The organism is Streptomyces sp. NBC_00631 (genome assembly GCF_045206895.1).
Taxonomy (GTDB): domain Bacteria; phylum Actinomycetota; class Actinomycetes; order Streptomycetales; family Streptomycetaceae; genus Streptomyces.
Genome location: NZ_CP107734.1, coordinates 1,211,929 through 1,231,867, shown reverse-complemented (window position 1 = coordinate 1,231,867; position 19,939 = coordinate 1,211,929). Strand labels below are relative to the sequence as shown.

The following is a 19,939-nucleotide window of genomic DNA, read 5'->3' as shown; positions in this document are numbered from 1 at the left end:
CCAGATCTCAAACGCGGTCTCAGAGTGATCATGCCGACGGCCACCGACTGTCAGTGGCGCGTGCTTCTCTGTATGTACTTCCGTCTTCGATGGGAAGATGCGCGAGAAGAGGGCATATGGCCATCTCTGACACAGAACGCTTGAAGGCTTGGGTCCGAGCCGGGGGAAGGTGCGAGTTCTGCGGCAACTACCTGCTCGAAGGCAAGCTCACGTACAAGGACTTCACCCTCGGGGAACTGGCCCACATCGTGGGCCGTGACATAGCACCTGGCTCTCCACGGGGCATGGACCCGCTCCCGGAAGACAAGCGCGACCTCGCTGACAACCTGATGCTTCTGTGTCGAGGTGAGCACAATGAGATAGACCGCAAGGGGTCACTCGACCTCATGACGGTGGAGCGCTTGCGGACGATCAAGCGCGAGCGCGAGGCATGGATTCGGCGCATGACTGGCCTCAGCCCTCAAAACGGAACCGCGGTGATCCGATTGATCGGGCCGGTGCGGGGCTACGAAGTTGAGCTGACCAAGCCGACGGCCGCCGAGGCGGTGATCCGCTCAGAGGGACGGTTCCCCGATTTCCCATTGAGCCTGCACAGCGACGGCTTCGAGATCGACCTCCGTAACGTGATCGGAGAGGAGGAGTCCGAGCCGGCCTACTGGGAACAATGCAAGCGGCAGATCGATCGGATTCTTGAACGGCGGCTCGCCGAAGCACTGCGCGAGGACGCCGTGCAACACGTGAGCGCCTTCGGCTTCGCGCGTCTGCCGTTGCTCGTCTACTTCGGCTCGCGCCTCGACGACACCTTCGCCGTCACTATCTACCAACGGCACCGCAGTACAGAAGCTTGGAACTGGCCCGACAACCCGGCGCCCAGCACGAGCTTCACCACCACCTCACCGCAGAACACCCCGCAGGAGGCCGAGGAGGGAGTCCTGGTACTCAACGTCTCCGGCTCAATCCAGGCTGACGAACTTCCCGAGAATCTCAAGGAACTACCACGCTGGGTGATCAACCCTGCTGGCAGGGTGCCCTCCGTCGATGTAATTGACTCCCTGGAAACGCTGAGCGAATTCACAAACTCGCTGCGCTCAATGCTCTCCACCATGGAAGCCCAGCACAAGCACATGCGAATCCTGCACGTCCTAGCCGCAGCCCCGGTTTCGGCAGCCGTGGCGTTGGGGCGGGTTCACGACGCTCATGTGCACCCGAAGATGGCCATCTACGACCGAACCGACGGATGCTACACAGTCGCGCTGGAGATTTCATGAAACTGCTGGCCTACTTCAGCGCATTCCTTACGGACACTGTGAATCTCAACCAGACACGCCTCGATCAACTCGATGACCGCGTGGCCGCGATTACATCAACCCTGAAGGCTGACAGTCAGATCGGCGACCTCTACAGGACGCACATTCCGCAAGGGTCCTGGGCTCACCGCACAATCATCAGGCCATTCAACAATCATGAGTTTGACGCAGACTTCCTCCTCCATCTGGACGAGGTGGAGGACTGGAAGCCAAAAGACTACTTGCGGGAGGTCCGGGCTGCGTTCAAGCGATCCGCCACCTACAAGTCGAAGGTAACCAAGAAGAACCGGTGCTGCCGCATCGTCTACGCGGGTGACTGCCATGTCGACGTGGTGCCCTACATCACTCTGGCGGACGGCCGCGAGGTCATCGTCAACTACGCCGAGAATGATTTCGAAGATACCAACCCTCAGGGATTTACGGACTGGATGAAGGAGAAGGATAGTCTGGCCAACGGCCAACTGCGGCGTGTCATCAGGCTGATGAAGTACGTCCGAGACTACAAGCAGACCTTCAGCGTACCGTCCGTAATTCTCACGACTCTGCTTGGCGAACGAATCCAAACCTGGCACGAAGCTACGCGCTACAGCGACACTCCCACAGCCCTAAAGGTAATTCTGGCCGATCTGAGCGCTTGGCTAGACCTGTACCCGCTCATGCCGACCCTTGCCGACCCAAGCTGTCCGGAGACAACGTTCAACCACCGCTGGAACCAGGAGCAATACGAGAACTTCCGAAAGAAGATTAAGCTGTATAGCTCATGGGTAACCGAAGCCTATGACGAGGAGGATAAAGCGCTGAGCCTTGCAGCATGGCAGCGCGTCTTTGGCGACTCGTTCCAGCAACCTAGCTCGGTTCAGAAGTCCCTGACGGCATCTTCGGATATTCAACCGACCCGCGAAGCCCGTGCCCCGCATGAGCAGTACATCGAGGAGTTTGGCTTCAGCTGGAGAGGAGGATATAAGGTACGGATCAACGCTCGGGTTCTCCCGAAGAGTGGTTTTCGGCACGGGCCCCTGCGCCGTCTCCGTCGAGTGAGCGTCCTTCAGAGCCTGCGCTTCACCATCACCACCGATGTTCCGGAGCCGTACGACCTCTATTGGAAGGTCAGGAATCGCGGACCCGAAGCGGCTGCGCTCGATCAACTCCGAGGCGAGATCGTTCTCGATGAGGATCGAAGCAGAACCCGCGAGGAGTCAACATCTTGGAAAGGGCAACACTACGTGGAGGTCTACATCGTCAAAAGCGGCCGTGTCCTAGCCACTGATCACCACGATGTCATCATCAGCTGAGCTAAAGATCAGGTGACCCTTCGTGGTCGTACGACGGGGCCAGCGCCGGGCAGAGCTGAGCGGGAAACCTCGCGCCGGGCCCCGTTCGTCCTTCCTTCTCTGTGGCTGCGGTTTCGGACCGAGCCCAATTCCCAACGGAGGTAGGGATTGCCTCAGCCCGTAGGCCGGTACGTCTACTGGTCCCAGCGCCTCGTCACCGAGGTGATCGACGACAACGGGGTACGGCTGGCCCCCCGCATCAAGCCCGCCCTCAATCTCGGTCTGGCGGGCAACGGCATCAGCCTCGCTGGCAGGGGCCAGGAAAACACCACCTTCGATACCGCCGAGAAGCGCATCCACAGTGATCTCTGCTTCTGCTTCCGATGAGGGCACTACATGATCCCCTTCCAGTGCCAAGGGCGCGGCTCTGCACGGCCGCGCAGGCAGTCGACGCGGTATTGGGCCTCGGCCTGCCACTCGGGCCGCGTGGCGGCGTGCTGGGCGGCGTAGGTGGTCATGCGCAGTTCGCGGGCCCCGGCGAGGAGCTCGTAGCCCTCCCACTGGGTGACGTCCGTGCCGTACGCCTCGCAGAATTCGGCGTATTCAGACGGAGTGACTTCGCGGGTTGTGGTCATGGTGACCGCGGTGGACACGAGATCCCACTCAGGGGGACCGACAGAGGCCCGTTCGAAGTCGAGCAGCACCGGCCCGCCCGGGGTGCGTGCGACGTTGCCCACCCAGGCGTCGCCGTGCACCACGCACTCTGGAAGGCCATCGGGTCGGCGCTCCCACTGCTTGCGGAGTTCCGTGAGCTGGCCTTGCAACCACCCGCGGTCACCCTCCGACAACGACGTGGCGGCCTCGATCCGCTCGGCGATCCGGACGAACGGGTCCAGCCGGTCGAGCGGCAGATCTGGGACCGGCAACAGGTGGAGCTGCTTCAACAGGCTGACGACGTCCTGTACTGTGCCGATCTCGTGAGGTGGGAGCTCGACCCAGAACGTAACCGGGTGTCCCGAGGCATCGACGGGTTGGTCAACCGGCAGCGCGCGGACGGCCGGTACCTCGTTGTCGGCGAGCCAGCGGGCCACGCGGACCTCACGCACGGCCGCCTTCCACTGGCCGGCGCGCGCGATGCGGACGATCACCTCTCCAGGGAGACGCCATATCTCGTTCTCGGCGATACGGATCGGCTCGGCGTCTGCCGGGTCGAAGCCTGCGAGGGCGCAGGCTTCTTTGAGGACAGAGCGGGCGGGGACAGCCGAGATCGTCATGCTTGCAAGGTAGTCGTGATCCGCTGGCGCAGGTGTGCCGCTTCGTCCAACTTGCGGTGGTGCCCGGCGAATCGGCGGAGCTCCTTGAGGTCGTCGACTGCCCTTCGTGAGGTGAGCCGGCCGACGTCGTTGAGGGCCTGGTGGCCGATGGCGATGGCCTGCGTCGGGTCGCCCTTCGCCATGACCAGTGACGCCAGCTTCGTAGCAGAGATCCCGCGCGAGCGGGCGTAGTTGTCGCCGTGCCCGGCGACCGCCGTCGCGAACCGCTCGGCGGCCCGGCCGGGGTCCTGGTCGGCGTGGATGGCCAAGTCCCACAGTGCATGGGCTGTGTCGCCGTGGTGCTGGGCTTCGTCGTAGTAGTGCATCCACGCCGGATCTTCGGTGGGGTTGGAGTGGGCGAACACGTCATCGGCCGCGCCGACTGCGGCCAGCGTGCCCTGTACGTCGTGCATCTTCCCGAAGGCGCGGGCGCGGGCACTGTGAAGCGTGGCCTGAATGGTCGGGGTGAGCCGATCGGAGCGCACCAAGCCCTTCTCGGCGTACGTGAGGCCTTCGTCCGGATCGCCGATCCAGATCGCCTGACGGGCCAGGAAGGAAAACGTCTGGGCGCGCAGCCACCAGTCCCCGGCCTCCTCCGCGCACTCGGACGCGATCTTGAAGGCGATCCGGGCTTCGTCGTGGGCATAGGCGTCGAAGTGAGTGGCGCCTGCGACGATGCCCAGCCGTGCTACGCCGGCGAGGAGTTCCGAGCGCAGCCGTGCCGGGCAGTCGATGGACAGCAGTCGCACGGCCCACTCCATCGAGCGGCTCGCGAAGTCGCCGACCAGGCCCCCGCCGCCCTGGGCGTTGTCCCAGCGGTGAATGCCGTCGGCGATGTGTCGCAACTGCTCAAGCTCCGTGGGGCGGATTCGCTTCGGGAGCTCTGGCGGTGCGGTCGGGGCGACGAGGTGGGCGAGGTCTATCGGGGCGATGGCACCCAGGCTGGTGGCAGCGAGGAAGGCGCGTCGGTCCACTGACGAAAGGCTCCCAGGTAGCTGGGCTGAGGTCTCTCTGTCCAGCATGCGGCCTTGAGGGACCTGAATAGCTCCTTCCGCCGGGCGCCTGCGTGCACTATCCGCATCGTCCCGCTTTTTATCCGCATCGCCGAACACCATCCCCCAAGCGCGGAAGAGGACTCCGCCCGTTCCGAGGACGACGTCCAGGCGCTCGGCGAGGTCGCGGCTACACCGGTATACGCCCTTCTCGATCTTGGAGATCACAGATGGGCTGACCTGCACCATCGGGCCTAACTGAGCAGCAGTCAAGCCCGGTTGGCGCTTGCGCCAGTAGCGCAGTTCGGCGCCGAACCACTCTGGTGGTGAGGCGTCTGGGTTGAGCTCCTTCTCGGGCTGCGGCATCAACGTTCCCTGGGTCGTGATGCGGATATCTCAGCTCTCCGCATCCGGATCTGCACGCGGGTCTCGCGACCTGACTGAATGGTTGCCGACCGCTTCCGCACCAGTACACACCGCAAGTCAGCCCCGTTGGTGAGGATTCCGCCAGACCTCCTTGGACGTGTGATGGCCAAGCTCTTGGAACTGTCAGCTCCGCCGACCCCTGGAGTGCGCGCGACGACGCGCGGCAATCCGGGGCATCTCTCGATAGACCTCGACGTCACCCCGGGAGCCGTGCCCATCGTCCGTACGATCGTGCGCGCTCACTTGACGCTGTGGGGCCTGTCCGGCCTGAACGATCGCGTCGCGCTGACGGTCTCGGAGCTGCTGACCAACGTTGTGCGGCACGTAGCGGCTGACGTTCGTACGGGTGCACCGAGCGCGCGGCTGACGGTCACACGTCTCCCTGGAGCGCTGAACGTCTGCGTACGAGACGCCAGCCTCGCGCTCCCGCAACTCTCCTACGCCGACCTTGACGCCGAGGCTGGTCGGGGTCTGTCGCTTGTCATGGCGTACGCCGACTACTGCGGCTCCTCGCCAGTCTCAGGCGGTAAGGATGTCTGGGCGAACTTCCTGATCAGCGACAGCGACACGAGCGAGCGCGGGCGGGGGCAGGCGGCGTCGTGATGGCTACGGAGACGGTCCCGCGCTGGGAGCACTCGGTGCGGCTGGCGGAAACGCGCTTTGACCCGGAGCGGCTCAGGTGGGTGCTTGAGAAGGTCCAGCGGTGGGCGCCGTACGTGGATGGCCTCCTGCTCGATGACCTCGCGCTCGTCCTGGACGACTACATGCCGGCCGAGGAGGAGGTGGAGGACATGGCACTCCGGCTCCGCGGCCACTTGATGCGGCTCGTGAACGTTGCACTGACCTCGCAGGTCTACAGGCAGGACTCGGAGGTCGCCGAGCTCATAGGGAGCGGGCGCGCCATCCGGGACGAGGAGCTGCCCGGTGGCCACCGGAAAGCCGTCGGCCACGTGCGCCGGATGGCGTGGACCGTGAACGAACTCCTTGAGCGCCTGGTGGCGAACGAGTGTCTCAAGGCGGCGACATGACGCCAGCACGCACCGCCGAGACGGACAGGAAGAAGACGCGCCCCGTGCGAACCTCAAGCGAGCCAGCCCTCATCCCGTTCATCACCCAGCGGGGAGGGGAGGAGGCGGCACCGGACAACCTCGTCATCTACCGGCAGGGCTCTGGGCTCCGGCTCAGCTACAAGGATGAGGACTCCCGGGACCGGGACCTGCGGGGCGTCCTGTGGGCGCGATGTGGGTTCAACCCGGTGAACGAGGACAAGCAGCCGACCGGCACTCCTCAGTGGAAGCTGATGCACCCGTACCGCCAGATGGCGACGATGCAGATGATGCGCTGCCAGGTGTGCACCGAGCCCGCGAGGACTCCGCTCGGGTACATCTTCCTCGCCGGGCCCAACGACCAGGGCCCGAACGAGCATCGCGTCATCACCAATCAGCCGCCAGTGTGCCCGAGGCACGCCCGTGCCGCAGCCAAGCTGTGCCCGCACCTGGCCGGCGACCCGGTGGTGTTCCTGGCCCCGAGCGCTCCCCTGTACGGGGTCCACGGCGTGTTGTACGGCCTCAATGACAAGGGCGTGCACGTCGTTGCGCAGCCGGACAGCCCCCTGCCGTACGGGCACCCCAATCTGGGCACGTTTCTCGCGTCCCAACTCGTCCGCCGGCTCGGTTCGTTCCGGGTCGTTGACCTGGAGGAGTTGCTGCGAGAGCTGCGGATGCCGCATAGACCCCTGCCGGGCGACTGAGAGATGCCGTGCCCGGCACAGCGGGCGGCGCAGACAAGTTGCGCCGAGCCACTGAGGAAACACAAGCAACCGATATGACAAGGGAGATACACGTGGCCGTTGCCACCCCCACCCTGATAGAGCAGCAGGCGGCCATGCTCCGTGAACTCAACGAGGTGCTGAATCGGCACGTCGTCGGAGGAGCATTCCGGCTCGTGTACTCGCCGCAGGACCTGGATCTCACCGAGGGCGAAGTCCTCGTTCAGGTGGTCAACGCCGAACGGCGCATCATGGAGCTGCACCCGCGCCGGCTGTCCGAACTCGGCGACGGGGAGGTTCTGCACGAGACCCAGACGGTCGACCCCTCGGACGGCTTCCTGACGAACTACCTGGCACAAGCCCGCGCGAGCGACTGCTACGCGACCACGCATCCGAACGGCACCAAGGGCCACCTCTACGTGCTATAAGGAGCCGTGCTCATGCAGGCACAGCATGGCTGCTCGCCTCACGCCGCGGCTGCACGGTTCCTCGCCGGGCTCGGGCCAGCCGTTTTGCCGGGGATCAAGCTGACGCCCGAGCGCCTACGGCACGTGAGCGGTGCGTTCGATGCCGAGATGATCGAGAGCATGGTCCTGCCCGTGGCAGAGGGGAAAGCGCCGAGCCAGACGGTTGCCCTGATGGACGGCGTGGACTTCGAGCGGAACACCCGCCTGGATGCGGTGGCACTCGCCTACCAGGAGCGGCCACGCACGCGCGTCTACGAGAGCCTGCACCTGAGAAGTGACGGCTGGTTCAGCCTGGTGACGCTTCACCTCGCAGGGATGCTGAGCCGACACGTGATCTGTACGGCGTATGAGTCGCAGGCAGGTGACCGCAACCTCGGCGCGCACGATGACCAATGGCTCGGCGTGGTCGTGCAAATGCGGGGCGCGAAACGGTGGCTGGTCTGGACGTCCAAGGGCAGCGACCCCGAGGAGATCACGATGCGGGCCGGGGAAGTGCTGATCCTGCCGCAGGGCATGACGCACGAAGTGACCACTCCGGATCACCCCGGCCACTCAGTGCACCTGCTTTTCGCTGTCACAGACCATCCCGCCCACCCGCGCCCGGAACGTGACCAGCTGCCCCTGGGCGGCGCCGAATAGAGCCCCTGCCTGGAGGCCCGGACGCCTGCGGGCCCTGGCCATCGGGCAGGTAACAAACTCCGTCCGTACGACAAACGGCGTTCGGCGCGGGCGGAGAAGGCGCTGGGGCCACGTCCCCCTGTGGCCCCAGCGCCGCGCAGCTGCACCAGCAGATGCCCGGAACCACGATCGATGAGGAGACAAGCCCGTGACGACAGCACTTGAGCGTGAGGCGTTCCCCCTCACCCTGCCCGGGGGACGCACCCCCTACAGCACCGAGGCGCCGTCGGGTGAGCACACCCGGCCGTGGGCGCTGCGGTTCGCCCGCGTCCCCGACTCCACCGGGGCCGTCCGCATCCCGGCCCACGTCTACGACCACGGCCAGCAGGTCAACCTGTCCGACGGCGGCGGCCTGCTGACGTGCATGGCGGGCACCCACAGCCCGACGGTGCCGGACGGCTCGACGGAGAACCCGCCGCCGCTGGACGAGGGGGCCAAGGACTGATGACCTCGCCCGTCCTGATCATCGCCGCCGTGGACGACTGGCCCACAGACCGTGTCGTCGTTGAGCTGGAGAGCCGCGGAGTGGAGGTGTTCCGTATGGACGCTGCCGACTTCCCGCAGAGGCTCACCCTGGCCGGACGTATCGACCAGGGGCATGCGTGGACGGGCGCCCTCACCACCGAGCACCGGACGGTGGAGCTGTCCCGGGTTGGCGCGGTTTACTACCGCGCCCCCGGGGCGTTTCAGTTCCCGGAGGGGATGTCTGGCCCGGAGGAGAGGTTCGCCGCTGCTCAGGCCCGCGCTGGCGTGGGTGGCGTCCTGTCCGCGCTGGAGTGCCGTTGGGTCTCCCACCCGACCGCCATGGCGCGCGCAGAGTTCAAGCCCGTTCAGCTCGCCGCCGCGCGCGCGTGCGGGCTGTGTATCCCGGCCACCCTGATCACCAACCGGCCGGAGGACGTCCGCGCCTTCGCGGCTGACATCGGCGGGGACGTCGTGTGCAAGCCGGTTGCCTCGCCTGTGCTGATCGAGAGCGGGCAGCTCAAGTCGGTGTACACGCGACGCTTGACCCCGGATGACCTTGCGGACCTGCGGGGGATCAGCACCACCGCGCACCTCTTCCAGGAGTGGGTCGACAAGGAGCACGAGGTACGTCTGACTGTCGTTGGGGAGCGGATGTTCGCTGCCGCCATCCACGCCGGCAGCGAGGCCGCGCACGAGGACTGGCGCAGCGACTACGGGGCGCTGACCTACACCATCACCACGGTGCCCGACGAGGTAGCCGCCGGAATGCGACGCCTGATGAAGCAGCTCCAACTGTGCTTCGGGGCGGCAGACTTCATCGTGGGCCCCCGCGGGGAATGGACGTTCCTGGAGGTCAATCCGTGTGGCCAATGGGACTGGATCCAAGGCGCGACCGGTCTGCCGATCGCCGAAACCATCGCCGATGAGTTGCAAGGAGCCTGTTGATGGACTGGAAGCCGCACGCCGCCGCCCTCGCCCGCGCGAGCGTGCACCCCATCTCCCCGTGGCGCGGGCCCCTTTTGGAGACTCCCCGCCATCTGTGCGTGCCTCGCTGGTTGACCGCCGGTCCGGATGGCTGGACACCCTCCGACGGCCCCATGGACGAGGAGGCGTGGGCGCGCGCCGCGTACACGGACCAGACCCTCGTCACCAAGATCGGGCTGGTCCACGCCGACCACGCCACCGACGGAGAGCCCGTGACCGGACGACCCACTTCGTCCAGCACCCTGCCGAGTCTGGTGGTCAAAATGCTCGAATTCGCGCGGCTGCGTGAGGGGCTCACGCTGTTGGACGTGGCCACCGGCTCCGGCTACAGCGCCGCCCTGGCGTGCGCACTGCTCGGGGACCGCAACGTGACCACTGTGGATGTGGACCCCTACCTGACCGCGGCCGCAGGCGAACGGCTCGACCTCATCGGCCACCACCCGCAAGTGTTCACGCAGGACGCCACGGCCGCGATCCCCGGCATGTACGGCCGGATCGTCTCCATGGTGTCCGTGCCTTGCGTTCCCGTCTCCTGGCTGCGTGCACTGCGGCCGGGCGGACGGCTGGTGACCACCCTCGCCGGAACCGGGCTGATCCTGACCGCAGACAAGAACGACGACGGCGGGGCCACTGGCCGGATCGAGTGGGACCGGGCCGCGTTCATGGCGACCCGCACCGGACACGACTACCCGCCCCTGCTGGACGAGGTGTTTCAACAGGCACGTGACCAGGAAGGCGAGGCTGTCACCGATTCCCCGTTCCCGGTGCTGGACGTCATGCAGGCCTGGGAGGTGTGGTCGATGCTCTCCGTTACCGCACCTGGTATCGAGCACCGCACCGGCACCGACGGTGAGGGCAACCCCATGGCGTGGATGCTGCACCCGGACGGCTCATGGGCGCGTGCTGAGACTAAGCCCGTCAGCCGCACCGCGACCGTCCACCAGGGCGGCCCGCGACGCCTGTACGACCTCTTGGACGGCATCAGGTGGCGGTGGCTCGAACATGGCGAACTGCCCGTGTACGGGGCCCGGGTGACCGTCACCCCGGACGGGGCGACGACCCTAACCCGAGGCGGCTGGACCGTCACCCTCTGACCTGCCAGGGTTTCAGCGGCGCCGTGCCCCCGGGCAGACTGGCACGAGGAGCAAGGAGGGAAGCCCGTGGATGACGAGCCGCTGGAGGAGTGGGCCGCGCGCCGCGAGGCGCACCGGCCGAAGCTTGGAGATCACAAGGCCGTCCCTCTTAGCGACGGCCCCGAGCGTGGGAGGCACGTAGAGCCGGGCGCCCCGCGCGGGATGCTGGAGTGGGACGGCCACGAGTGGACGCCGAGCGGTGTAGCCGACGACCACGCCACGGCTGCACAGGAGACCGGGCCGCAGGATGAGGCGGAGCGCGTTCCCCTCCCGCGTTTCCCTGCCCTGCCACCGGCCCCGGAACGGCCGTTCCGGCCTACGCAGGAGTGGCGCCGCATCTGAGCTGGTACGCCAGCGGGCCTGGCCTCCAGAGGGGGCGACGACGCCGCTTTCCTCGTGGACGGCGTCGAGGCTCTGACGGCTGACACGCTGCCGGGCTGCGCGGTGACAACCCGTACAACTCACCAACCCGGAGCCGGGTGGGACGGCGCACCGCCGCTTTCCCTAGCACGTCGATGATGTTCACCGCGAGCCCGCCCCGGGCCGTCTCCTTGTACTTCACGTACATGCCGGCGCCTGGAGCCATTGGTCTGCCGAGGTTGTGAATCTTGGGTCGACGCTGGCCTGTTATCCAGACGGGGCGGCCAAGTCTCGCGGCTCCGTTACATGGTCTGCTGCTTGGTTCGTGTCGGGCTGCGAGGCGCATCTGGGTGGCGAGGGCAGGTCCCTTGTCGGAGCCGGGCGGCGGACGCTGTGCACGATGTCAACGTCGGCTGCGACGGAATCACGGGTGTTGCCCAGTGCCGGGGCGCAAGGATGTGCCACGGGCTGTCCTTGTGGAGACCTCACAACTGTGAGTGCGGCCAGTCCGGTTCCCAAGGGGGCGGGGATCTGCCCTCGCCGAGGGATGGGCGATTCGGCGGTGGCCCGCGGCGTGAGTTCGGAAGCGCGGAAGCGAGGGGGACGCGGGAAGCGCGAGCAGAGCCACCCCCAGAGAGCTGACTACCTGTCAGTAAAGTCAGCATTGGGTCAGCATCAGTCCGACCAAAGCTGACTACGGTTGGCGAAACTTGCACTTCGAGGTGGAGTGGAACGGGTGGTGTGAAGGGGCTTTGCTGGCGCAGTCTGAGTGAACCGGGCGGGGCGCGTTTCGCCTCGCCCGACCACGTGCGTTCCGGATTGGAAAATGCCAGCTCAGCGTACTCGGCCCCGCGGTTTCAGCGGCACCGGCGGCAGTTCAGGAGCAGGTAGAGGTGCCCCGTCGTAACCCTTCACTTCCCCAAATCGCGACCCGTTCATCCAGTCCTCCCGGGCCTGTTTGATATCGTCCTGGGTGCGTCCGACGAAGTTCCACCACATGATCAGTTCTTCCTCGAACGGCTCGCCGCCCAGGAGCATGACCGACGCGTCCGACTCCGCGCGCAGAGGGAGTTCGGAGCGGCCGCAGCCCAGGTAGAGCATGGAGCCCGGAAGCACCGGAACGCCGTCGACATGCACCTCACCGGACATCGCCAGGACGCCGTACTCGAAGTCGGGCTCCAGGGGCAGGCGCAGGTCGGTGCCCCGGGCGAGGGCCAGGTCCGCACCGACGATGGGGGTGAACGTCGTACCGGGGGACGTCGCGCCGTCGAGGGAGCCGAGGATCACCGTGGCCCGCAGGCCGGGGGCCGTGACGGCCGGCAGGTCGGGGTGGTGTTCGAACCTCGGGTCCGTGTGGCGGTGGGAGTCCGGGAGAGCCACCCAGAGCTGTGCCCCGTGCAGGTAGCGGGCGTGCGCCCGGGGGCTCTCCTCGGAGTGGCTGATCGCCCGGCCCGAGGTCATCAGCCCGAGCTCGCGCGGGCGGATCGTCTGGAGGCTGCCGGTCGAGTCGCGGTGCAGGACTTCGCCCTGGTGCAGCCAGCTGACCGTCTGCAGCCCGATGTGCGGATGCGGCGGCACCTGCATCCCGGGCTCGTCGGCGATGTCGTCGGGGCCGTAGTGGTCGACGAACGCCCAGGCGCCGATCATGCGGCGGCCGAGGTTCGGCAGCAGCCGGCGCACCTCGGTCGACTCGCCGAGTCGAACGTGGCGGGGGCTCAGCAGCTCGCGGACGGGTTCGGCGACGACGAATCCGCGGCCGCCGCACACGCTCGGAACGGGCGCGCGGTCAAGGTTGCTCATGTCGGACAACTTAGCGGCCGAAGGTCCGCGTTGCCGAGCGGTCAGCCGGTCGTACGGAATCCGTCCCTCACGTTGTCGAAGACCGGTCGGTAGGTGTCCCACTTCGCGTCCGGCGCGGAGAGGTAGATGTCGTACTCCCGGCCGCCGTCCCGGCCGTAGCCCAGGTCGATGGCGCGGAAGACGCGAGCCCGGCCCTGGAAGGTGAACTCCCAGATCGCGGCCGGCTGCCCGCGGAAGGCGGTCCGCTGCATCCGCAGCCTGCGGTAGGTCGGGTAGTTGACCTTGGTGTTGGCCTCGATGTCGGCGAAGTGGGTGACAGGGTTCGCGCCAGCCGGTTCCACCATGCCGATGGTGACGCCGGCCAGGCCGGTGGGGTCCTTGTAGGTGACCTCGTCGGAGGCCCGGGTGGCGGTCCAGCCGTCGGGGACGGGGAAGGAGGCGCCGAGGGCCTTGTCCGTGACGAGGTGGTAGCCCTGGGGGAGGGGGGACGGTGTCGAGCTCGTCGTCGGCGTGGTCGTCGCCGGGTGCTTGTCCGCCGGTGTGCGGGGGAGCGTGAGGGCCGCCGTGACCGCGGCTGCTGCCGCGAGGGCGGTCGCCCCGGCCGCCAGGGCGAGCCGGCCACGCCGGGCGCGCCGCCGCCGGCGGCGGCCGGCAGAGGCAGCCGCGCGCACCGTGCCGGCCGGTACCGCCCCGGTCGGCGTCGGGCCGGCCGCCTGCGTCTCGGCCGGCACCTGCTGCGTCGGCTGTCGCCGGGGCGCCGGCGTCACCGCTCCCGACCAGGTCCCCAGCAGTGCCCGTTCCGTCTGCTCGGCCGAGGGGCGGTCCGCCGGGTCCTTGGCGAGCAGCAGCTGGACGAGCGGCTCCAGCGGGCCCGCCTGCTTCAGCGGCTCGACCGGGTCGGTGACGATGGCGTAGGCCGTCTCCATCGCGGTCTCGCGCCGAAACGGCGGCCGGCCCTCCACCGCCTGGTAGAGCGTGGCTCCCAGCGACCACAGGTCCGAGGCCGGCCCCGGGGTCAGCCCGCGCAGCCGCTCGGGGGCCATGTAGGGGATCGAGCCGACCATCTGGCCGGTCTGGGTGAGCGTCGACGAACCGGCGGTCAGGGCGATGCCGAAGTCGGTGAGCACGACCCGGTCGCCCGGACCGAGCAGCACGTTGCCGGGTTTGACGTCCCGGTGCAGGACACCGGCGACGTGCGCGGCGCGCAGTGCGCCGATCATGCCGAGGCCGATCCGGGCCGCCTCCTCGGGCGGGAGCGTCCTGCCGCCGTCGAGGACGTCGGCGAGGGTGGGCGCCTGGACGTACTCCATGACGACGCAGGGGCGGCCGTCGTCGTCCACCACGTCGTGCACGACGATGACGTTGGGGTGGACGACCCGGGCGGCGCTGCGGGCCTCGCGCCGGGTGCGCTCGTAGAGGATGGCCAGCTCCTCCTCGGACAGGTGCGGGCGGGGGTGCAGCTGCTTGAGCGCGACCTGCCGGCCCAGCACCTCGTCCTCGGCCCGCCACACGGTGCCCATGCCGCCGCGTCCGATCCGCTCGGTCAGCCGGTACCGCCCGGCGACCAGCCGCCCCTCGTCCGACACCGCCCGTCCTCCGCCAGCTCTGTCCGCGTTCGATCAGCCCCGTCACGATAACTGCCCGTTGCTGGCCACCTGATCGGAACTGCCGGCCCGCCGGAGCCGCGCTCCTGGGAAGGCGAGGTCGGCCAGGTCTTTCCGGCTGCGAACCAAGGGGAAAGGGCCGTGCGGGGCAACGAATGCGGCCTGTCGCCCCGTACGGGTGTGCTCGGGTTCACTGCGGCACACGTCAGCGCGCCGTCGGGCACGGTGCCGTTCGCAAGGACGGACGCGAGATCGACTGTTGCTTAAGTCAATCAATTGACTTACATTCGGGAGGGTCGCGCAGACCCGAGCGGCCCAACGGAGGCCCGACCATGTCCCATGCACAGCCCCGGCCGACAGGTGCCGGGGACTCGCCCGCGCCGCGGGCCAACGCCGTCGTCGCGGTGCTCGCCTTCGGCGGGATCGTGGTCTCGCTGATGCAGACGCTGGTGATCCCCATCGTGCCAGAACTGCCGAAGCTGCTCAACGCCTCGGCGTCCGACGCGACCTGGGCCGTCACCGCCACCCTGCTCGCGGCCGCCGTCGCCACCCCCGTGATGGGCCGGCTCGGCGACATGTACGGCAAGCGGCTGATGCTGCTGACCAGCGTGGTCATGCTGGTCGCCGGTTCGGTCACCGCCGCGCTGAGCGACGCCCTCGTCCCGATGATCGTCGGGCGGGCCCTGCAGGGTCTTGCCTCCGGCGTGATCCCGCTCGGTATCAGCATCATGCGGGACGAACTCCCCGCCGAACGGCTCGGCTCCGCCACCGCGTTGATGAGCGCCTCCCTGGGCGTCGGCGGCGCCCTCGGCCTGCCCGCCGCCGCGCTGATCGCGGACCACTTCGACTGGCACATGCTGTTCTGGACCTCGGCCGCGCTCGGCGTCGTCGCCGCGCTGCTCGTGCTGGTCCTCGTGCCGGAGTCGAAGGTGCGCACCGGCGGCCGTTTCGACCTGGTCGGCGCCCTCGGCATGGCGGCGGGCCTGGTCTGTCTGCTGCTCGGCATCTCCAAGGGCGCCGACTGGGGCTGGGGCAGCGGCTCCACGCTCGGCCTGTTCGGCGCCGCCGTGGTGGTCCTGGTCGCCTGGGGCCTCTACGAACTGCGCACCCGGGAACCACTGGTCGACCTGCGCACCACGGCCCGCCGCCAGGTCCTCGTCACGAACCTCGCCTCGGTCGCCTTCGGGTTCTCGATGTTCGCGATGTCCCTGGTGCTTCCACAGCTCCTGCAGTTGCCTGAGGCGACCGGCTACGGCCTGGGCAAGTCACTGCTCGACGCCGGACTGGTGATGGCCCCGACCGGCCTGGTGATGATGGCGACGGCGCCGCTGTCCGCGCTCATCTCCAAGAACTTCGGCCCGAAGATCACTCTGATGTGCGGCGCGGTCATCGTGGCCGCCGGATACGGGCTCAACATCGTGCTGATGGACGCCGTCTGGCAGCTGGTGCTCGTCTCCTGCGTCATCGGCGCCGGGATCGGATTCGCCTACGGTGCGATGCCCGCGCTCATCATGGGCGCCGTCGACCCGCACGAGACGGCCGCCGCGAACAGCCTCAACACCCTGATGCGGTCCATCGGCACGTCGACCGCGAGCGCCGTCGCCGGGGTGATCCTGGCTCAGATGACCATCGACTTCGGCACGGCGACCGTACCCTCCGAGAACGGCTTCAAGGTGGTCATGGCAGCGGGCTCCGGCGCGGCGGTCCTGGCCCTGCTCGTGGCCGCGTTCATCCCGCGCCGCAAGCCGGTCGCGGCGACTGCCTCAGCGGCGCGGACCGAAGCGGGCCAGGCCGGGACGGAACCGGGGCCCGAGGCGCCGCCGGTCTCGGCGGAGGTTCGCGGCGATGCCTCCGCAGACGTCTCCGCCGACGTCTGCGGCACCGGTGACGAGGGCATCCAGGTGCACGGCCGGGTGCGCGGTGCGGACGGAACCGGTGTCGGCCGGGCCGCCGTCACCCTGATCTCCCTCGGCGGCCGTCAGCTCGGCCGTGTGGTCGCGGACGCCGACGGCGGCTACGCGGTGATGGTGCCCGGCGAGGGGTCGTACGTCCTGATCGCCTCCGCGGACGGCTGCCGGCCGCAGGCCACCACCCTCGTCGTGGGATCCGGGCCGGTCGCGTACGACGTGCTGCTCACCGGCGCCGGCGGTCTGGCCGGGCTGGTACGGGCCGCCGACAGCGGGGCACCGGTCGCCGGGGCGACGGTGGTCGTCACCGATGTGCGCGGGGACGTGCTCGCCACCCAGCGGACCGACGGGCTGGGCGAGTTCACCGTCGGCGACCTGGGGCCGGGCACCGTGACCCTCGCGGTCAGCTCGCCCAAGCACCGGCCGCAGGCACTGCCCGTGGAGATAGCCGCGGCCGGGAACGCCCGGGTCGAGGTCGAGCTGCGGCCCGGGTCGCATGTGCGCGGCACCGTTCGCGGAGCCGGCGGGCCGCTGGGCGACGCCCGGGTCACGCTGGTGGACGCGGCCGGCAACGTCGTCGGCACCACCACCACCGGGGACGACGGCGCGTACGCCTTCTCCGACCTGGACAGCGGCCAGTACACGGTCATCGCGACCGGCTACCCGCCGCACGCCGCCGGGGTGGCCGTCTCCGGCGCCGACATCCACGACCACGACATCGAACTCGCCCACCCGGGAGCGTAGTTCGTCAGGAGCTGTCAGCCGTGCTCGGGCTGCCGGGCCGCCCACAGGCCGCGCACATGGCCCAGGTGGCGGGTCATCACCTCGCGCACGGCCTGCTCGTCGCGGGCCAGCAGGGCGTCGAGGAGCTCCAGATGCTCCTCGGCGGAGGCCTTCAGACGTCCCGCCGCCACCAGCGCCGTCAGCCCGTACAGCCGCGAACGGCGTCGCAGGTCCCGTACCACCTCGACGAGATGGCCGTTGCCCGCCAGCCCCAGCAGCCCCAGGTGGAAGGCCAGGTCGGCCTCGACGTACGCGATGAGGTCGCCCTTCACGGCCGAGGTGACGATCTCCAGGGCGAGCGGGCGCAGCGCCTCCAGGTCGCCCGGATCGGCGGTGGCCGCGAGAGCGACGGTCGTCGGGATCTCGATCAGGGACCGGACCTGCGTGTACTCGTCGAGCTGCTGCTCGGAGACGGCGGTGACCCGGAACCCCTTGTTCGGAACGATCTCGACCATGCCCTCCTTCACCAGTTCGAGCATGGCCTCGCGCACCGGGGTCGCGGAGACACCCAGGCGGGGGGCGAGCCCCGGCGCCGAGTACAGCTCGCCGGGTCGCAGCTCACCGGCGATCAGTGCGGCCCGCAGGACGTCCACGACCCGTTCCCGGAAGTTCGGTTTCCGGCCGCCGAGCGACGGAATGGCGGGAGCGCCGGTGGACGCACTGCTGGGCTGGTCGGCCATGGGGGAACTCCTGGGACGGGTACGAAGAGGATCAGAGTACGAAGCCGGCCGGGAACGGGTCGGCCGGGTCCAGCAGATACTGGGCGGTGCCGGTGATCCAGGCCCGGCCGGTGAAGCTGGGCAGGACGGCGGGGCGGCCGGCCACCTCGGTGGTGCCGAGGAGCCGCCCGGTGAACCGGGTGCCGATGAAGGACTCGTTCACGAACTCGGTGTCCAGCGGGAGTTCGCCGCGGGCGTGCAGCTGGGCCATCCGTGCGCTGGTGCCGGTGCCGCAGGGGGAGCGGTCGAACCAGCCGGGGTGGATGGCCATCGCGTGCCGGGAGTGGCGGGCCGTGGCGCCGGGGGCGACCAGGTGGACGTGGTGGCAGCCGCGGATGGACGGGTCCTCGGGGTGGACGGGCTCCGCCTCGGCGTTGATCGCCGCCATGAGGGACAGGCCGGCCTGGAGGATGTCGTCCTTCCGGGCGCGGTCGAAGGGGAGACCGAACTCGTCCAGCGGGAGGATGGCGTAGAAGTTGCCGCCGTACGCCATGTCGTAGGTCACCGACCGCCCGTCGGCCAGCACGATCTTCCGGTCCAGCTCGACGGAGAACGACGGCACGTTCCGCAGCGTGACGTTCCTCGCCGCGCCGTCCTCCACCGCGACCTCGGCGACCACCAGACCTGCGGGGGTGTCGAGCCGAATGGTGGTGACCGGCTCCACCACCTCCACCATCCCGGTCTCCACCAGCACGGTCGCCACGCCGATCGTGCCGTGCCCGCACATCGGCAGATAGCCGGAGACCTCGATGTAGACCACGCCCCAGTCGCAGTCGGGCCGGGTCGGCGGCTGCAGGATCGCGCCGCTCATCGCGGAGTGCCCGCGCGGCTCGTTCATCAGCAACTGCTTGACGTGATCGCGGTGTTCACGGAAGTACAGCCGCCGCTCGTTCATGGTCGCGCCGGGAATGGTCCCGATCCCGCCGGTGATCACGCGGGTGGGCATGCCCTCGGTGTGCGAGTCGACGGCGTGCAGGACGAGTTTGCTGCGCATGACGCTCCTGATGGGTCGGGAGTCCGGGCCGGTCCGGGGCCGGTCACGCCAGTCCGGCCGCGACGGCCTTCTCGGTGGCCGCGCGGACCGCGGCCTCCTGCTCGGGCAGCAGCGGGACGCGCGGCGGCCGGCAGGCGCCGCCGTGACGGCCGACGATGTCCATGGACAACTTGATGGCCTGCACGAACTCGACTCTGGAGTCCCAGCGCAGCAGCGGATGCAGTTGCTCGTACAGCCGCCTGGCGGTGTCCAGGTCCCCGCCCACCGCCGCGCGGTACAGCTCGACCGTCGAGGCCGGCAGCGCGTTCGGGTAACCGGCCACCCAGCCCTTGGCGCCCGCGATCGCCAGCTCCAGCAGGACGTCGTCGGCGCCGATCAACAGGTCCAGGTCCGGGGCGAGTTCGGCCAGCTGGTAGGCGCGCCGGACATCGCCCGAGAACTCCTTGACGGCGTGGACGTACCCCTCGCCGTGCAGCTTGGCAAGGAGTTCCGGCACCAGGTCGACCTTGGTGTCGATGGGGTTGTTGTAAGCGACGACCGGCACCCCCGCCCGCGCGACCTCCGCGTAGTGCGCCAGCACCGAACGCTCGTCGGCACGGTAGGCGTTGGGCGGCAGCAGCATCACGGCCGCGCAGCCCGCGTCCCGGGCCTGCTCGGCCCAGCGGCGGGCCTCGGCCGAGCCGTAGGCGGCGACCCCGGGCATGACCCGCGCCCCGCCGATCGCGGCCACGGCGGTCTCCACGACCTTGGCGCGTTCCTCGGGGGTGAGCACCTGGTACTCACCGAGCGAGCCGTTCGGTACGACGCCGTCGCAGCCGTTCTCGACCAGCCAGGCACAGTGTTCGGCATACCTGTCGTGGTCCACGGAGAGATCGTCGCGGAGCGGAAGCGCGGTTGCTACGAGGACACCGCGCCAGGGGCGGGGGTGCAGGGCGGTCATCGGGGAACCTCCATGGTGGTGGAATGTG

Annotated in this window: 20 protein-coding genes; 13 read left to right on the top strand and 7 right to left on the bottom strand. The window is 68.6% G+C overall.

Annotated features, from left to right (window positions below; genetic code table 11):
- Positions 1-116: 116 nt before the first annotated feature.
- From OHB00_RS05800 to OHB00_RS05790, 3 genes are all read left to right on the top strand, one after another.
- On the top strand, positions 117-1,268 hold the full coding sequence (locus OHB00_RS05800) for an HNH endonuclease (protein WP_406431912.1): 1,152 nt from the start codon (positions 117-119) through the stop codon (positions 1,266-1,268).
- Positions 1,265-2,599: an SMODS domain-containing nucleotidyltransferase gene (locus OHB00_RS05795; protein WP_406431910.1), complete on the top strand. Its 1,335-nt coding sequence runs from the start codon at positions 1,265-1,267 to the stop codon at positions 2,597-2,599. The genes OHB00_RS05800 and OHB00_RS05795 overlap by 4 nt, the downstream gene beginning before the upstream one ends.
- Positions 2,600-2,746: 147 nt before the next feature.
- Positions 2,747-2,965, top strand: a complete 219-nt coding sequence (locus OHB00_RS05790) for a hypothetical protein (protein WP_406431908.1) — start codon at positions 2,747-2,749, stop codon at positions 2,963-2,965.
- 5 nt (positions 2,966-2,970) lie between these two features.
- Here the strand turns inward: OHB00_RS05790 and OHB00_RS05785 are convergent, their stop codons facing one another.
- Together OHB00_RS05785 and OHB00_RS05780 are read right to left on the bottom strand one after the other, a co-directional pair.
- On the bottom strand, positions 2,971-3,852 hold the full coding sequence (locus OHB00_RS05785) for an aminoglycoside phosphotransferase family protein (RefSeq protein ID WP_406431906.1): 882 nt from the start codon (positions 3,850-3,852) through the stop codon (positions 2,971-2,973).
- Positions 3,849-5,249 carry a helix-turn-helix transcriptional regulator gene (locus OHB00_RS05780; RefSeq protein WP_406431904.1) on the bottom strand — a complete coding sequence of 467 codons (1,401 nt, stop codon included), beginning with the start codon at positions 5,247-5,249 and terminating at the stop codon, positions 3,849-3,851. The genes OHB00_RS05785 and OHB00_RS05780 overlap by 4 nt, the downstream gene beginning before the upstream one ends.
- A gap of 162 nt (positions 5,250-5,411) precedes the next feature.
- Here OHB00_RS05780 and OHB00_RS05775 point away from each other — a divergent pair, with 162 nt between their 5' ends.
- The 9 genes from OHB00_RS05775 (at position 5,412) to OHB00_RS05735 (ending at position 11,146) form a co-directional block, all read left to right on the top strand.
- Positions 5,412-5,912 carry an ATP-binding protein gene (locus OHB00_RS05775; protein ID WP_406431902.1) on the top strand — a complete coding sequence of 167 codons (501 nt, stop codon included), beginning with the start codon at positions 5,412-5,414 and terminating at the stop codon, positions 5,910-5,912.
- Positions 5,912-6,337 carry a DUF6415 family natural product biosynthesis protein gene (locus OHB00_RS05770; protein WP_406431900.1) on the top strand — a complete coding sequence of 142 codons (426 nt, stop codon included), beginning with the start codon at positions 5,912-5,914 and terminating at the stop codon, positions 6,335-6,337. Before OHB00_RS05775 ends, OHB00_RS05770 begins: the two co-directional genes overlap by 1 nt.
- Positions 6,334-7,059 carry a hypothetical protein gene (locus OHB00_RS05765; protein WP_406431898.1) on the top strand — a complete coding sequence of 242 codons (726 nt, stop codon included), beginning with the start codon at positions 6,334-6,336 and terminating at the stop codon, positions 7,057-7,059. Before OHB00_RS05770 ends, OHB00_RS05765 begins: the two co-directional genes overlap by 4 nt.
- A 92-nt stretch (positions 7,060-7,151) precedes the next feature.
- Positions 7,152-7,505, top strand: coding sequence for a hypothetical protein (locus tag OHB00_RS05760; RefSeq protein WP_406431896.1), 354 nt, complete (start codon positions 7,152-7,154; stop codon positions 7,503-7,505).
- 12 nt (positions 7,506-7,517) lie between these two features.
- Positions 7,518-8,183 (top strand): JmjC domain-containing protein, encoded by a 666-nt coding sequence (locus tag OHB00_RS05755; protein WP_406431894.1) that lies wholly within the window; start codon positions 7,518-7,520, stop codon positions 8,181-8,183.
- Between the two features lie 187 nt (positions 8,184-8,370).
- Positions 8,371-8,667, top strand: coding sequence for a putative ATP-grasp-modified RiPP (gene tgmA / locus OHB00_RS05750; protein ID WP_406431892.1), 297 nt, complete (start codon positions 8,371-8,373; stop codon positions 8,665-8,667).
- Positions 8,667-9,632 carry an ATP-grasp ribosomal peptide maturase gene (gene tgmB / locus OHB00_RS05745; protein ID WP_406431890.1) on the top strand — a complete coding sequence of 322 codons (966 nt, stop codon included), beginning with the start codon at positions 8,667-8,669 and terminating at the stop codon, positions 9,630-9,632. The genes tgmA and tgmB overlap by 1 nt, the downstream gene beginning before the upstream one ends.
- On the top strand, positions 9,632-10,765 hold the full coding sequence (locus OHB00_RS05740; RefSeq protein WP_406431888.1) for a protein-L-isoaspartate(D-aspartate) O-methyltransferase: 1,134 nt from the start codon (positions 9,632-9,634) through the stop codon (positions 10,763-10,765). The genes tgmB and OHB00_RS05740 overlap by 1 nt, the downstream gene beginning before the upstream one ends.
- Before the next feature lie 66 nt (positions 10,766-10,831).
- On the top strand, positions 10,832-11,146 hold the full coding sequence (locus OHB00_RS05735; RefSeq protein WP_406431886.1) for a DUF6087 family protein: 315 nt from the start codon (positions 10,832-10,834) through the stop codon (positions 11,144-11,146).
- A gap of 852 nt (positions 11,147-11,998) precedes the next feature.
- Here the strand turns inward: OHB00_RS05735 and OHB00_RS05730 are convergent.
- Positions 11,999-12,964: a pirin family protein gene (locus OHB00_RS05730; protein ID WP_406431884.1), complete on the bottom strand. Its 966-nt coding sequence runs from the start codon at positions 12,962-12,964 to the stop codon at positions 11,999-12,001.
- Positions 12,965-13,005: 41 nt separating this feature from the next.
- Positions 13,006-14,550, bottom strand: coding sequence for a protein kinase domain-containing protein (locus OHB00_RS05725; protein WP_406431882.1), 1,545 nt, complete (start codon positions 14,548-14,550; stop codon positions 13,006-13,008).
- Between the two features lie 350 nt (positions 14,551-14,900).
- Here OHB00_RS05725 and OHB00_RS05720 point away from each other — a divergent pair, with 350 nt between their 5' ends.
- Positions 14,901-17,219 carry an MFS transporter gene (locus OHB00_RS05720; protein ID WP_406431880.1) on the top strand — a complete coding sequence of 773 codons (2,319 nt, stop codon included), beginning with the start codon at positions 14,901-14,903 and terminating at the stop codon, positions 17,217-17,219.
- Positions 17,220-17,233: 14 nt separating this feature from the next.
- On the opposite strand, the gene OHB00_RS05715 is transcribed toward OHB00_RS05720, so the two are convergent.
- From OHB00_RS05715 to OHB00_RS05705, 3 genes are read right to left on the bottom strand one after another with little or no spacing between them, the layout of a single operon-like run.
- Positions 17,234-17,938 (bottom strand): GntR family transcriptional regulator, encoded by a 705-nt coding sequence (locus OHB00_RS05715; RefSeq protein WP_406431878.1) that lies wholly within the window; start codon positions 17,936-17,938, stop codon positions 17,234-17,236.
- 31 nt (positions 17,939-17,969) lie between these two features.
- Complete coding sequence (locus OHB00_RS05710) at positions 17,970-18,971, bottom strand: proline racemase family protein (protein WP_406431876.1); 1,002 nt, start codon at positions 18,969-18,971, stop codon at positions 17,970-17,972.
- Between the two features lie 43 nt (positions 18,972-19,014).
- Positions 19,015-19,911, bottom strand: a complete 897-nt coding sequence (locus tag OHB00_RS05705; RefSeq protein ID WP_406431874.1) for a dihydrodipicolinate synthase family protein — start codon at positions 19,909-19,911, stop codon at positions 19,015-19,017.
- Between the last annotated feature and the right edge of the window lie 28 nt (positions 19,912-19,939).

What these genes read in the sequence shown, in the direction of transcription:
- OHB00_RS05800 (WP_406431912.1), top strand. Translation starts at nt 117, where the DNA reads ATGGCCATCTCTGACACAGAACGCTTGAAGGCTTGGGTCCGAGCCGGG.
- OHB00_RS05795 (WP_406431910.1), top strand. Translation starts at nt 1,265, where the DNA reads ATGAAACTGCTGGCCTACTTCAGCGCATTCCTTACGGACACTGTGAAT.
- OHB00_RS05785 (WP_406431906.1), bottom strand. Translation starts at nt 3,852, where the DNA reads ATGACGATCTCGGCTGTCCCCGCCCGCTCTGTCCTCAAAGAAGCCTGC.
- OHB00_RS05780 (WP_406431904.1), bottom strand. Translation starts at nt 5,249, where the DNA reads ATGCCGCAGCCCGAGAAGGAGCTCAACCCAGACGCCTCACCACCAGAG.
- OHB00_RS05775 (WP_406431902.1), top strand. Translation starts at nt 5,412, where the DNA reads ATGGCCAAGCTCTTGGAACTGTCAGCTCCGCCGACCCCTGGAGTGCGC.
- OHB00_RS05770 (WP_406431900.1), top strand. Translation starts at nt 5,912, where the DNA reads ATGGCTACGGAGACGGTCCCGCGCTGGGAGCACTCGGTGCGGCTGGCG.
- OHB00_RS05765 (WP_406431898.1), top strand. Translation starts at nt 6,334, where the DNA reads ATGACGCCAGCACGCACCGCCGAGACGGACAGGAAGAAGACGCGCCCC.
- OHB00_RS05755 (WP_406431894.1), top strand. Translation starts at nt 7,518, where the DNA reads ATGCAGGCACAGCATGGCTGCTCGCCTCACGCCGCGGCTGCACGGTTC.
- tgmB (WP_406431890.1), top strand. Translation starts at nt 8,667, where the DNA reads ATGACCTCGCCCGTCCTGATCATCGCCGCCGTGGACGACTGGCCCACA.
- OHB00_RS05740 (WP_406431888.1), top strand. Translation starts at nt 9,632, where the DNA reads ATGGACTGGAAGCCGCACGCCGCCGCCCTCGCCCGCGCGAGCGTGCAC.
- OHB00_RS05730 (WP_406431884.1), bottom strand. Translation starts at nt 12,964, where the DNA reads ATGAGCAACCTTGACCGCGCGCCCGTTCCGAGCGTGTGCGGCGGCCGC.
- OHB00_RS05720 (WP_406431880.1), top strand. Translation starts at nt 14,901, where the DNA reads ATGTCCCATGCACAGCCCCGGCCGACAGGTGCCGGGGACTCGCCCGCG.
- OHB00_RS05715 (WP_406431878.1), bottom strand. Translation starts at nt 17,938, where the DNA reads ATGGCCGACCAGCCCAGCAGTGCGTCCACCGGCGCTCCCGCCATTCCG.
- OHB00_RS05710 (WP_406431876.1), bottom strand. Translation starts at nt 18,971, where the DNA reads ATGCGCAGCAAACTCGTCCTGCACGCCGTCGACTCGCACACCGAGGGC.
- OHB00_RS05705 (WP_406431874.1), bottom strand. Translation starts at nt 19,911, where the DNA reads ATGACCGCCCTGCACCCCCGCCCCTGGCGCGGTGTCCTCGTAGCAACC.